We start from the raw sequence: 12,205 nt of genomic DNA, 5'->3' as shown, positions 1-12,205 counted from the left end.
AAATTCTCAGCTGTTTACGATTTTCGCGCAGGTTTGGGTTTCGGGGTCCCAGTATGTCCCGTCCGCGCAGGACTGGGTTTGCTTGGAATGGCCAGTACAGGCCAAAGCGACCGAAGCTGAAAACGTAAGGGCCAAGGCGCAGAGAATTGTGCGGATCATGCTATTTCTCCCGTTCGGAAATACACGCGCACCATAGCTGATTTTGAACCGTCTGGCAAAAGAACAGGGCCCGGATCGCGTTGTGCGAACCGGGCCCTTTGAACCGATTGAACGGTCAGGATTTATTCGCCAAACACGCGGGCGAAGATCGTGTCGACGTGTTTGGTGTGGTAACCGAGGTCGAACTTCTCTTCGATTTCTTCAGGGCTCAGCGCGGCGGTGACATCGGCGTCGGCCAGCAGCTCTTCTTTGAAGTCGGTGCGATGTTCCCACACTTTCAACGCGTTGCGCTGAACCATGGCATAAGCATCTTCGCGGCTGACCCCTGCTTGGGTCAGCGCCAGCAGAACCCGTTGGCTCATCACCAGACCGGGGAATTTGTTCATGTTCTCCAGCATGTTCTCGGGGAAGATCAGCATCTTGTCGACCACGCCTGTCAGGCGAGCCAGTGCAAAGTCCAACGTGATCGTGGCGTCCGGTCCGATCATCCGTTCGACCGAGGAATGCGAGATATCGCGCTCATGCCAGAGCGCCACGTTTTCCATTGCCGGGATCACTGCCGCGCGCACCATACGTGCCAGACCGGTCAGGTTCTCGGTCAGGACCGGGTTTTTCTTGTGCGGCATGGCCGACGAGCCCTTTTGACCCATCGAGAAGAACTCGGCCCCTTCCAACACCTCAGTCCGCTGCATGTGGCGGATTTCGATTGCGATGTTTTCAATGCTGCTGGCGATGACGCCGAGGGTCGCAAAGAAGGCCGCGTGGCGGTCGCGCGGGATGACTTGTGTGCTGATCGGCTCTGGGACCAGACCTAGCTGATCGCAGACATGTTCTTCGACGCGGGGGTCGATGTTGGCGAATGTGCCAACCGCTCCGCTGATCGCACCGGTGGCGATTTCCGCACGGGCATCGCGCATGCGGGACAGGTTGCGGTCCATTTCCGCGTAAAAACGGGCAAAAGTCAGGCCCATGGTGGTCGGCTCGGCGTGTATGCCGTGGCTGCGGCCGATGCGGACGGTGTTCTTATGTTCGATCGCGCGGCGTTTCAGGGCGGCCAGCAGACCTTCGAGGTCAGCAATCAACAGGTCGGCGGCGCGGGTGAGCTGCACGTTCAGGCAGGTGTCAAGTACATCCGAAGAGGTCATACCCTGATGGACAAAGCGTGCCTCTTCACTGCCGACATGCTCGGCCAGATGGGTCAAAAAGGCGATAACGTCGTGCTTGGTGACGGCTTCGATTTCATCGATGCGAGCCACGTCGAATTCCACGTCCTTGGCCTTCCAAACTGCCTCGGCATTTTCGCGCGGGATAACGCCCAGATCGGCCATGGCGTCGCAGGCGTGTGCCTCGATCTCGAACCAGATGCGGAACTTGGTCTCGGGCGACCAGATGGCAACCATATCGGGGCGGGAATAACGTGGAATCATTGGCGGCGAGACCTTTTTGTGTTTGGGATAGAGCGTTGGCGCGGGGTTTAAACCCAGCCGCACAAGGGAACAAGGCACGAGTGCAAGTATGAGACGGTTTGCCCTGATTTTGGCCGTTTGGCCGGGTATTTTGGCGGCGGAAGAGTTTCGGACATTGACCGGAGACGAGATTCTGGATGCCTTGACCGGTCAGAAGCTCGATTATAGAGACGGCGTCTGGCAGACATTCGATGAAACGATGCTGACGCAGTATTACTCGGGCCGCCCAAGCGCGGGCCGCTGGGCGGTGCGCGAGGATCGGTATTGCTCGGTCTGGCCACCGTCTGATCTGTGGGCCTGTTACGACGTTCAGAAAAAGGATGACGTGATCCGGTTCGTCGACGACAGCGGAGGCACTACCGACGGGACTTATGCCGAATGACCCTGCCGAGCAGCCTAACCGAGTTCGAAGGTAGCTGGAGCTTGAGCCGAACCATTAACGATGCGCGGGCAGGGCAGGTCGTGCAAGCCGAAGGTCATGCGGTTTTACGCCCGTCCGAGGATGGGTTGATCTATGACGAAGAGGTCACATTGCGCGTTCCGGGGCAGGCCGAGATGACAGGCACCCGGCGCTACCTATGGCGGGATGCAGGCGAACGGGTTTCGGTTCATTTCGAAGACGGGCGGTTTTTTCATAGATTGAAGCTGGGGCATTCGCGGTCTAATGATCATCATGATTGTCCGCCAGACAGCTATGACGCGGTTTATGATTTCTCAGCTTGGCCGATTTGGTCCGTCCACTGGACGGTGAACGGACCGCGAAAAGCCTATGAAATGAAAACCGAATACCGCCCTCGATAGCGCAATCATCTTGAAGTCTCGATGTGAAATGGGCCATCCTGTGCCCAAATTTCCATCCGAACGTGGAGAAACGAAAATGACTACAAATGTTCTGGCCGAAGCAATCGGTCCGCGCGAGGGCACAGCGCTGCGCTTGAAACAGGTAGCGCTGGTTGCGCTGGGCATCGTGGCCCTGGCGATTGCTGCAAAGATTAAAGTGCCGATGTGGCCGGTTCCGATCACTATGGGCACCTTTGCCGTGTTGACCATCGGTACCGCCTATGGCGCGCGTCTGGGTTTGATCACCATGCTGGGCTATCTGCTGGTCGGCGCGCTGGGTTTTGACGTTTTCGCCGGGTCCTCGGCCGAAAAATTCGGGCTGACCTACATGATGGGCGGCACGGGCGGTTATCTGGTCGGCTACCTAATGGCTACCGTACTGCTGGGCGCGTTGGCCGCGCGCGGTTGGGATCGCTCGGTCGGGAAACTGGCGCTGGCGCTGGTGCTGGCCAATGTACTGATCTATGTGCCCGGCCTGCTTTGGCTGGGTCAGCTCTATGGTTGGGATAAGCCGATCCTGGAATGGGGTCTGACGCCCTTCCTGATGGGGGATGTGATCAAACTGGCGCTGGCCGCTCTGCTGATCCCCGGCCTGTGGAAACTAGTTGGCGACGCCCGCAACTGATTTCCGAAAACCCATGTAAATGACACCGCGCCCAGAGCAATTCGGGCGCGGTTTTTTGTGGCCCATTCCAAGAGATGCTGGACAAAAGCGGCCGCCAGAGTCCAAGCTGCATTCAACGAAAACATCAGGTTATTTAGAAATGAGAATTTTTACTGGCTCGACTCTCGCCGCCTGTGCCGCCCTGTGGTTGGGGGCCGTGACACCTGCGTTTGCCGATACTCCTGTCACATATACCGAAGCAGGGCGCGCCCTGTTTGGCTTTTCGGTACCCGACTATTGGGTCGTGCGAACGGGCGGCCCGCGTGAGATTGAGGATACCGAACTGGGTGATCTTCGCGCGGTCGCACGTGTCATGGCCATACGGCCTTTGACCGATGACAACGTCTGGATGGGGTTTGTTTCACCCGCGGGCGTAAAGTCAATTAACGATGGACTGCAATATCTTGAAGATATTGATAAGTTTCTTGTTGAAGATCCCGAAGTCACCAACACGTCTGACACACGAATTGGCGGTTTACCGGCGCGGGTGATCCGGGGGACCGGCACCCGTGACGGGCGTGGCATCAACTTTACGGCCTCGGTCATTGACTTGCCAAACGGTCGCGTGGCCGTTGTTGTCGCGATCCTGCGCAATGGCGCTGATCCGGCATATGTTGACGACCTGAATGCCGTTTTCGCTTCGTTTCGGGCCTCGCAGTAAGGAGATGTGCTGATGATCACAAAACGTATCAAACGTACAATCCTTGCGCTGGGGCTTGGGGCCGCAAGTTTTACTCTGTCTGCGTGTGACGGTGTTTCAGTTGGTGTCGGCTATGGATACGGCTACGACCCGTTTTATGACTCGATGCTGTGGAATGACTATTATCGACGCGATGTTGACGTAGATATTGATGTCGACCGGCCTCCGCGGCCGAAGCCGCCTGCGGGTAAACCTCCGGCAAGACCAAAGCCGCCGGTTGCAAAACCACCTGCGCGACCGCGTCCGCCAGTGGCGCGACCACCCGCAGCCAGACCGCCTATCCATCGCCCGGCGCCACGACCGCGCAGATAGTTTCAGAGGGTCAGTTCAGAAGTTCCGTAGTGATATGGGCTGACCCTTCCAACGTTCTGTGTACAGGGCATTTATCTGCAATCTCCAGCAGTCGGGTACGCTGTTCCTGATCCAGCGGTCCTTCCAGGCGGATTTTGCGGCGGAACACGTCGATCTTGCCGTCTCCGGCAAGACCGGCATCCTGACCATGTACTTTGTTGTGGCAGACATCGACCGAGATACCCGTCAGTGGCCACCGCTTGCGTCGCGCGTACATGCGGATAGTCATCGACGTACACGCCCCCAGGCCCGAGGATACAAAGCCGTAGGGCGACATACCCTGATCAGTACCGCCATAGGACTCAGGTTCATCCGCAACCGCGTGATGCCGGGGGCCGGATTGGATATCCTGCAGGAACCCTGAGGCATCAACCTCGGTCACGCGCACCACGCCCTCAGGCGCGCCCGGCGGTGGTGCCGGCGGGCAGAGTGTGACGTATCGCTTGACCCATGCCGCGATCACATCCGCCGCGTATTCAGCATCCGAAGCCCGCGTAATTAGGTGATCGGCATCGTCCAACGTAACAAAGCTCTTGGGATGTTTGGCAGCCAGAAAGATGGTGCTGGCATTGTCGATGCTGACGGTTTCATCCCGCGGGGCGTGCAGAACCAGCAGGGCAGCTTTCAGATCGGCAATGGCTGGCGTCAAAGCCGTTTCTGAAATGTCGTCGACAAAAGCCTTGCCGATGCGGAACGGGCGACCGCCCAGCATGACCTCGGCGGAACCGTCTTGTTCGATCTGTGGCAGGGCAGCTTCAAAATGGTGCGAGACATGTCCGGGATCAGCAGGCGCGCCCAGCGTGACCACTGCCTTGACGCTTGGGATTCCAGCGCGCGCACGCAAAACGGCCGCCCCACCCAAAGAATGACCGATCAGCAGAGCGGGGGCCATTTTGCGCCCGGCCAGATAGTGGGCGGCAGCAATCAGGTCTTCGACATTCGAGGTAAAAGTGGTGTTCGCGAACTCTCCGCCCGAATGACCCAACCCGGTGAAGTCAAAACGCAATACAGCAATGCCCATAGCCGCCAGACGCGCAGCAATACGGCGGGCGGCGGGAATATCCTTGGAACAGGTAAAACAATGCGCAAACAACGCGGTCGCTAGTACCGGTCCATCCGGCAAATCAAGGCGCGCAGCCAGCTGGTTGCCGTCGTGACCGGCAAAAGTGATGCGTTCGGTGGGCATGACAATTCCTTACCTATCGGGATGGCCCCAATAGTGTGTGCTTCGGTCTGGGCACTCAACCCCATTGTAAGAAGCGTCACGGGAAGGTGAGGGGAATACAGATATTTGGGTCGGATTCTTGGGAGAATTTGATGTTCAATATTTGTGATGCTTAATCAGTCAAATATTCGTTTTAATTATTTTGCTCTGATGTCCATCTTGCAGGTGTCACACACAGTCAGCCAAGGAGGCTAACATGGTACATACTGCATCCGCCCCGCGTGGCGTGGTTATTCGCCCTGATCTTTTGATCATCATTGCCCTGACCGGATTTCTGGGATTCTCAGTGGGGCAAAATTGGCCACAGGCGGCACCGTCTACGACCGAAGCCGCCATCCCGTCCGAGGACTGGCACGGGAATGTCCGCCGCTCAACCTGGCCGGACTGAACCTTTACGCAAGCCCCATAAGCTGAGAGTCGAACGGGTATGTGGTGAGGTTTTCATACCCATCCTCGGTGATCAGCACCTGATCTTCCAGCTTGACCGAGAAATCGCCCCCAACCTCGCCACAGGCGGCTTCGACACACAGCACCATGCCGGGCTCAAGCGGGTAATCGTATGAGCCCGGCACCGCCTTGTCCGGATGGGCAACAAGCGGCCATTCATCGCACAGACCCACACCATGCATCAGGCAGCCATATTTTTGCGCTTGAAACTTGTCATCAAGCTTGTGCGCGTTGGCCGTCAGCTCGGGGATCATTACACCGGGTTTCAGCATCTCCATATTGGTCATGATGTGTTCATGAGCGTGCTGCATGGTGTAGATCATATCGGGTCGTGGTTTTTCATCTCCGATCCACCATGTGCGCGAGATGTCGATGCAGATACCGTAAGATCCGATCAGATCGGTATCAAAGGCGATGATTTCGTTCTTTTGCGTGATGCGCGGGCCGCATTCCTGAAACCAAGGATTGGTGCGCTGCCCCGAGGCCAACAGGCGGGTTTCAATCCACTCCCCACCGCGCCGGATATTTTCGGCATGAAGCACGGCCCAGATGTCATCCTCGGAGGTCTTGCCGTCACCGACATTGGCGCGTGCGAACTTCTCCATCTCGGCCACCGCGGTTTCACAGGCGTGATTGGCACAGCGCATGGCCAGGATCTCATCCGTGCCTTTTACGGCGCGGGTCTTTTCGGTGACCTCTTCGCCCTCCATGATCTCGAACCCTTGGGCCTCAAGCGCGCGCAGGCCGTGCAACATGATCTTGTCGACGGCCAGCCGTTTGTTGCCACCGCCATGTTCGTCGATCAGCAGCCGTACCTCGTTCGAGAACACGTCGGCCTGAACATCCACCTTGTCACCACGGTCAAAATAAAACAGGTCCGCGCCCGAGCGTTGTTCGCGCACTAGCGGATTGAATTTCGACAGGAAGGGAGAGTTCTTATAGTCCCAGATCACCATATAGCCATCGGCACACAGCAGCACGGCGCGGAACGGGTTGTGGGTGTTCCACAACTGCATATTGGTGCTGTCGGTGGCATAACGAATGTTGAGCGGATCAAACATCAGCAGCCCACCATAGCCACGATCCACGATGGCCTTGGTCAGGCGCTTCCACCGGTATTCCCGCATCCGCGCCAGATCGGGCAGGGCAAGCCCGGCGGCTTCCCATTCGGTAAAGGCCAGCTGCGTCGGCCCGATCTCAATCCGATCATTCTCGTTCGGGGTGCCGTCGCCAAGCGTAGCGCCCTTTGTCGGGTCGATCTTGCGGGCGTCGCGATAGTGCTGGTTCATAGTGGGTCTCCCTGCCTGCGGTCGAGCGTGGAGAATCATTTCCTCCGCGTCTTGAAGGTTTGCGACCGCGCATCCGTCGCTTTTTGACCGACAATCCAGTAAACTGGTGTTAGGTCAAAGGCATGACGATCCTCCAGACCTCAATTCCTTATGATCCGCTTGCCCCACGTCCTTTGCCCGGTATCCAACCGGGCAGCATGGGTGATTGGCTGCATTGTGATGATGTGTTTGCCGCGCAGATGCAGCGGCGCACGACGTTGTTGGCCGAAAGACGGGCAGAGGTTCTGGCGCTGGACCCAAGTGCCGAAACTGCGGCGCAAGAGCTGTTGGACCTTGTCCTAAAGCACGCTTACCCAGGGTGTTCGGACCGGGTCACACGCCCGGACGGGCAGGGTGTTGAAATCGACCGCTCTAACCCCATGGATACGCTGTGCCACCTGGTGCAGGAAGATTTCTGCATCCTTCAAAAGCACCGGGATGAACACGTTCTGACCGGGGCCATCCTGTGTTTTCCCGCAAGCTGGCGTTTGTCTGAAAAATTCATGCGCCCCTTGATCGACATTCATGGGCCCGTCGCCAGCTATGATGCCGATATCGCCCGCCGCGTGCAGCGCCTGTTTGACGGAATACAATCTGACCGTCCGCTTTGGCGCTTCAACGCCTTGTGGTACGAGGACGCGGAACTGCACCAACCCCGCAGTGCCAGCGCACCGCGTGATGTCCAAGAGCCTGGGGGCGCACGGTATCTGCGAAGCGAACGACAGACGCTATTGCGTCTGCCTGAAACGAAGGCCGTGGTCTTTTCAATCCATACTTATGTGCTTGAGGCACAGCACCTGCGCAAAGCGGAAAACCCCGCCTAAGTGGCGGGGCTTCCAAGGAGGGTCTTCGGTTTAGTGCTACATGCCAAACGCGTTTGCGACACCGGCAATTGCCCCGCTTGTGCTGAGAGCGGAGATTGCGACGGAGTAGGCAAGTACCTGAGTATTAAGGCGAAAATCTTCACCTTTGATCAGGTTCACTGCGGCCAGAGAGACCGCGATCGGAACTGACACGCTTGCCACGGCCCCGGTCAATCCCCAACTGGACAGTCGCAGGATATCGCTGGGCTTATCGTGGTCGAGGGGGGGCGTATCTTCGTCCCGATCAGTAGGCTGCTCAATAGGTTCTGTCCGGAAAGCGATGCTGAGCAACTGCTCATCCGACAGCTGGATCGGCCGGGCTGCTGGTTTCAGCGCCTCTTTTTGTGGCTCATCCAGGTCTTCTTCAGTAATGGCCAGCCCCGCGAACGGGCCTGTCACTGCCTCGAAAATCTGTTGTCTGTTACGTGGTTTGGAAGGCGTCAGCGTGTTGAACGCGCTCATGAACTGTTCCACGGTCAGAACTGTGTTGGGCGACAGCCATTCGACGCGCTGCGTCGCGCAGATATCAACCATCCGATACAGGATGACCACCAACATAAGCTCTGATATTTCACTGTCATCCAGCAGCGCCGAGACCGGAGAAATAGTGATCGCCAAACGGCTTTGCGGAAGGGTCACAATCGGCCGATGGGCGGTCTTTAACCCGGCGGCACGGTCCAACCGCTCAAAACGGTCTTCTGCTCCGGTCGCCTGAGTTTCCAATGTCAGGCGCACCAGATATTGGCTGGATACGATGCTGGCTTCGGTAGCGCTTAGCATGGTCTTACGCTCGACCAGATGGCCATAGTCTTCCAACGTCGCGGCGACGATGGTGCCGAACCGCTCGATCGCGCCTTCGATCTCACCGTCGAATTGAAGACCACCATGATAGCTGTGCTTCGTAGTCACTGCGCTGTCCCTTGTCGCATCCTATCTTACCAAACAGGTTAACAAGCGATATGGGGCAGAATTTGGCAGAAATGGAAAAAAATCCAAAATTGGCAGGATTGATTACTCTATGGAAACCTAGACATTTTAGGGGCCACTTAATGTCTGTGGCAACAATGTGGCCGGATTGGGGTGTGCAGGCGCGGATTTGTGGCAGGTCTTAGCCGTCGATTCGGGCTGCCATAATCGCAATGGATTGCTGATAGACCGTGGCTGCGTTCCATTGCTGAATTACAGCGAAATTGGGTTGCCCCGGCTGGTAGCCACGCCCCGGTTTCCACCCTTTTTGGCGTAGAAAATTGGCTGTCGAGGCCAGAGCGTCTGTCATATTGTAGAAATCGACCTGGCCGTCGCCGGTTGCATCGACCCCATAGGTCAACGCATTACCCGGCAGGAATTGAGTGTGCCCCAATTCGCCATGTTTGGCCCCTTGGGTTGCCGTCGTAATACTGCCTTGATCGACCAGTTTTAACGCACCGATGGCATGAGGGATAAAGAAGTCAGAACGGCGACAATCGTAGGCCAGTGTTGTGATCGCAGAAACAACCTGACTGTCCCCCATGAAATTTCCGAACCCCGTTTCCATCCCGTGAATGGCGATAAGCACCCCGCTAGGGACGCCGTATTGACGTTCCAATGCGGCATAGAACTGTGGGTTGCGGGCCTTGCGCTTGCGTCCTTGTGACACGATCGCGTCGGCACCGCGCACACGCATGAATTTGTCCAACGAGTACTTAAAGCTTTTCTGATTGCGGTCCGCCGCGATTGTCCGGGTGGCGTATTGGCTTTGCGCTAGCGCCTTCAATCCCTTCTTTTTAACGCCCGCGCGTTTGGCCTGTTTGGCAAAGTCCTTCTTCCAGACCTCAAACCCGCTGCTGGTATTGCCGCAAGGGGCGCTGGCCGCAATTGTGGGCAGAGCCAGCGCAAGGGCCAGTAATATTGCAAATCGCTGCATGAAAAGAATCCTTAAGAAAGCTAATTCCAACCGACCCCACGATCCGAGTGGCACTTATAATGCACGCTGCAGATCCTCGGCCGTCAGGACGGGCTGAATTTCGATATTGGCGTTCAATGCAGCAAACAGGGGCTCGTTGATTTTCGGCATGCGGGCTTGATCGGTTTCCTCGAAAATGACAATCCCCATGCGCTTTCCGTGTTCCAGCGCGAAATAGGCGGCCTCGGCATTAACGTCTTTTACAAGCGCTTCGATAGCTTTTCCCAGCGATCCGTCCCGTTCTGCCTGATTGCCTTTTTCAACCGGTATCGTGAATTTCAACATCAACCGCATCGCGCCCTCCCAAAACCCTCTGATCAATACTTTGGGAAGAGGCTCGGACGTTCGTGAGTGTCAGTCAAGATGTGTTATCCTGAACGGCAAAAGGGCGCCCGATGGGACGCCCTTTGCTTTTCTTAAGTTCAACCGCAGCTTAGCAGCTGTAGTACATGCCGTACTCAACAGGGTGCGGGGTATGCTCGTAGGTTTCGACCTCTTCCATCTTCAGTGCGATGTAGCCGTCGATCTGGTCTTTGGTGAACACGTCGCCCTGCAGCAGGAAGTCGTGATCTGATGCCAGGGCTTCCAGAGCTTCACGCAGGCTGCCGCAAACGGTCGGAATATCGGCCAGTTCTTCGGCAGGCAGATCGTACAGGTTCTTGTCCATGGCTTCGCCCGGATCGATCTTGTTCTTGATGCCGTCCAGACCGGCCATCAGCAGCGCGGCAAACGCCAAGTAGGGGTTTGCGGCCGGATCAGGGAAACGGGCCTCGACGCGCTTGGCTTTCGGGCTTTCGGTCCACGGAATACGGACACAGCCCGAACGGTTACGGGCCGAATAGGCGCGCAGAACAGGGGCCTCAAAGCCCGGGATCAGACGCTTGTAGCTGTTGGTCGACGGGTTGGTGAAGGCGTTCAGGGTCTTGGCGTGCTTCAGAACACCACCGATGAACCACAGGGCCTCGTCTGACAGATCAGCGTATTTGTCGCCGGCAAACAGCGGCTTGCCATCTTTCCAGATCGACATGTTCACGTGCATGCCGGTGCCGTTGTCGCCTGCAATCGGTTTCGGCATAAACGTCGCCGATTTGCCGTATGCGTGCGCAACATTGTGGATGATGTACTTGTATTTCTGCAGCTCGTCGGCCTGTTTGGTCAGGCTGTCAAAGATCAGACCCAGCTCGTGCTGGCACGAGGCAACCTCGTGGTGGTGTTTGTCGACCTTCATGCCCAGACGCTTCATGGTCGACAGCATTTCCGAACGCAGGTCCTGCGCTTCGTCGATCGGGTTGACCGGGAAGTAACCACCCTTGACGCCAGGACGATGGCCCATGTTGCCCATCTCGTACTCAGTATCGGTGTTCCACGATGCGTCAGTTGCATCAACTTCGTAGGATACTTTGTTGATAGTGTTCGAGAAACGAACGTCGTCGAACAGGAAGAACTCGGCTTCGGGGCCCATATAGGCCACATCACCGATACCCGATGCCTTCAGGTAGGCTTCGGCTTTCTGAGCGGTGCCGCGCGGATCACGCTCATAAGCTTCGCCAGTGTCGGGCTCAACAACCGAGCAGTGTACGCAGATGGTTTTTTCGGCGTAGAACGGGTCGACATAGGCGCTGTCGGTGTCGACCATCAGCTTCATGTCTGATGCTTCGATCGACTTCCAACCCGCAATGGACGAACCGTCGAACATAAAACCTTCTTCCAGGAAATCTTCGTCGACCTGGTCGGCCATCAGGGTCACGTGCTGCAACTTGCCGCGCGGGTCGGTAAAACGAACATCGACGTATTCGGCGCCTTCGTCCTTGATCAGCTGAAGAACTGCGTCCTTGCTCATACTCTTATTCCTCTATTGGGTGTTCGATTACAGGGCTTCCGAACCGGTCTCGCCGGTACGGATGCGAATGGCTTGTTCAACGGGCGAGACAAAGATCTTGCCGTCGCCGATCTTGTCGGTTTTCGCGGCAGAGACGATGGCCTCGATGGCGGCGTCGACCTGATCGTCATCCAAAACGACCTCGATCTTCACCTTAGGCAGAAAGTCGACCACGTATTCGGCACCGCGATAGAGCTCGGTATGGCCTTTCTGTCGGCCAAACCCTTTGACCTCGATCACGCTGAGGCCCTGGACACCCACGTCCTGCAGCGCCTCTTTCACTTCGTCCAGTTTGAACGGTTTGATGATCGCTTCGATCTTCTTCATCCCGGGCTCCTATA

At 56.9% G+C, this 12,205-nt stretch carries 15 protein-coding genes; 6 read left to right on the top strand and 9 right to left on the bottom strand.

Annotated elements, in window-relative coordinates; all coding sequences use genetic code 11:
- Positions 1-6: 6 nt before the first annotated feature.
- Together AB1A64_RS06260 and purB are read right to left on the bottom strand one after the other, a co-directional pair.
- Positions 7-159 (bottom strand): chitin-binding domain-containing protein, encoded by a 153-nt coding sequence (locus tag AB1A64_RS06260; RefSeq protein WP_366550619.1) that lies wholly within the window; start codon positions 157-159, stop codon positions 7-9.
- Between the two features lie 122 nt (positions 160-281).
- Positions 282-1,586, bottom strand: a complete 1,305-nt coding sequence (gene purB / locus AB1A64_RS06255; RefSeq protein WP_366550618.1) for an adenylosuccinate lyase — start codon at positions 1,584-1,586, stop codon at positions 282-284.
- Positions 1,587-1,674: 88 nt separating this feature from the next.
- Between purB and AB1A64_RS06250 the strand changes: the two genes are divergently transcribed.
- The 4 genes from AB1A64_RS06250 to AB1A64_RS06235 all read left to right on the top strand — a co-directional run bounded on the left by AB1A64_RS06250 (position 1,675) and on the right by AB1A64_RS06235 (position 3,790).
- A complete protein-coding gene (locus AB1A64_RS06250) occupies positions 1,675-2,007 on the top strand; it encodes a hypothetical protein (protein WP_366550617.1) in 333 nt (110 codons plus the stop codon).
- Positions 2,004-2,426: a DUF6314 family protein gene (locus AB1A64_RS06245; protein WP_366550616.1), complete on the top strand. Its 423-nt coding sequence runs from the start codon at positions 2,004-2,006 to the stop codon at positions 2,424-2,426. Before AB1A64_RS06250 ends, AB1A64_RS06245 begins: the two co-directional genes overlap by 4 nt.
- A 76-nt stretch (positions 2,427-2,502) precedes the next feature.
- A complete protein-coding gene (locus tag AB1A64_RS06240) occupies positions 2,503-3,090 on the top strand; it encodes a biotin transporter BioY (protein WP_366550615.1) in 588 nt (195 codons plus the stop codon).
- 139 nt (positions 3,091-3,229) lie between these two features.
- Entirely contained in the window at positions 3,230-3,790 is a 561-nt protein-coding gene (locus tag AB1A64_RS06235) for a hypothetical protein (protein ID WP_366550614.1), read from the top strand.
- A gap of 361 nt (positions 3,791-4,151) precedes the next feature.
- Here the strand turns inward: AB1A64_RS06235 and AB1A64_RS06230 are convergent, their stop codons facing one another.
- Entirely contained in the window at positions 4,152-5,366 is a 1,215-nt protein-coding gene (locus AB1A64_RS06230) for a bifunctional alpha/beta hydrolase/OsmC family protein (RefSeq protein ID WP_366550613.1), read from the bottom strand.
- Between the two features lie 235 nt (positions 5,367-5,601).
- Here AB1A64_RS06230 and AB1A64_RS06225 point away from each other — a divergent pair, with 235 nt between their 5' ends.
- On the top strand, positions 5,602-5,793 hold the full coding sequence (locus tag AB1A64_RS06225; protein ID WP_366550612.1) for a hypothetical protein: 192 nt from the start codon (positions 5,602-5,604) through the stop codon (positions 5,791-5,793).
- A 4-nt stretch (positions 5,794-5,797) separates the two neighbouring features.
- Here the strand turns inward: AB1A64_RS06225 and dddP are convergent, their stop codons facing one another.
- Entirely contained in the window at positions 5,798-7,141 is a 1,344-nt protein-coding gene (dddP, locus tag AB1A64_RS06220) for a dimethylsulfonioproprionate lyase DddP (protein ID WP_366550611.1), read from the bottom strand.
- A gap of 122 nt (positions 7,142-7,263) precedes the next feature.
- Here dddP and AB1A64_RS06215 point away from each other — a divergent pair, with 122 nt between their 5' ends.
- The gene (locus AB1A64_RS06215) at positions 7,264-8,004 is read left to right on the top strand and encodes a DUF3445 domain-containing protein (protein WP_366550610.1); all 741 of its coding nucleotides are present in this window, start codon (positions 7,264-7,266) and stop codon (positions 8,002-8,004) included.
- Between the two features lie 36 nt (positions 8,005-8,040).
- On the opposite strand, the gene AB1A64_RS06210 is transcribed toward AB1A64_RS06215, so the two are convergent.
- From AB1A64_RS06210 to AB1A64_RS06190, 5 genes are all read right to left on the bottom strand, one after another.
- Positions 8,041-8,952 carry a hypothetical protein gene (locus AB1A64_RS06210; RefSeq protein WP_366550609.1) on the bottom strand — a complete coding sequence of 304 codons (912 nt, stop codon included), beginning with the start codon at positions 8,950-8,952 and terminating at the stop codon, positions 8,041-8,043.
- A 199-nt stretch (positions 8,953-9,151) separates the two neighbouring features.
- Positions 9,152-9,946 (bottom strand): lytic murein transglycosylase, encoded by a 795-nt coding sequence (locus tag AB1A64_RS06205; protein WP_366550608.1) that lies wholly within the window; start codon positions 9,944-9,946, stop codon positions 9,152-9,154.
- 54 nt (positions 9,947-10,000) lie between these two features.
- The gene (locus tag AB1A64_RS06200; protein WP_366550607.1) at positions 10,001-10,279 is read right to left on the bottom strand and encodes a hypothetical protein; all 279 of its coding nucleotides are present in this window, start codon (positions 10,277-10,279) and stop codon (positions 10,001-10,003) included.
- 139 nt (positions 10,280-10,418) lie between these two features.
- Positions 10,419-11,825 carry a type I glutamate--ammonia ligase gene (gene glnA / locus AB1A64_RS06195; RefSeq protein WP_170359023.1) on the bottom strand — a complete coding sequence of 469 codons (1,407 nt, stop codon included), beginning with the start codon at positions 11,823-11,825 and terminating at the stop codon, positions 10,419-10,421.
- A 27-nt stretch (positions 11,826-11,852) separates the two neighbouring features.
- Positions 11,853-12,191, bottom strand: a complete 339-nt coding sequence (locus AB1A64_RS06190) for a P-II family nitrogen regulator (RefSeq protein WP_058280621.1) — start codon at positions 12,189-12,191, stop codon at positions 11,853-11,855.
- Between the last annotated feature and the right edge of the window lie 14 nt (positions 12,192-12,205).

Source organism: Ruegeria sp. ANG10 (genome assembly GCF_040705255.1).
Lineage (GTDB): Bacteria > Pseudomonadota > Alphaproteobacteria > Rhodobacterales > Rhodobacteraceae > Ruegeria.
Note: the sequence above shows the minus strand (reverse complement) of the source record. Positions and strands in the feature narration are given on the sequence as shown.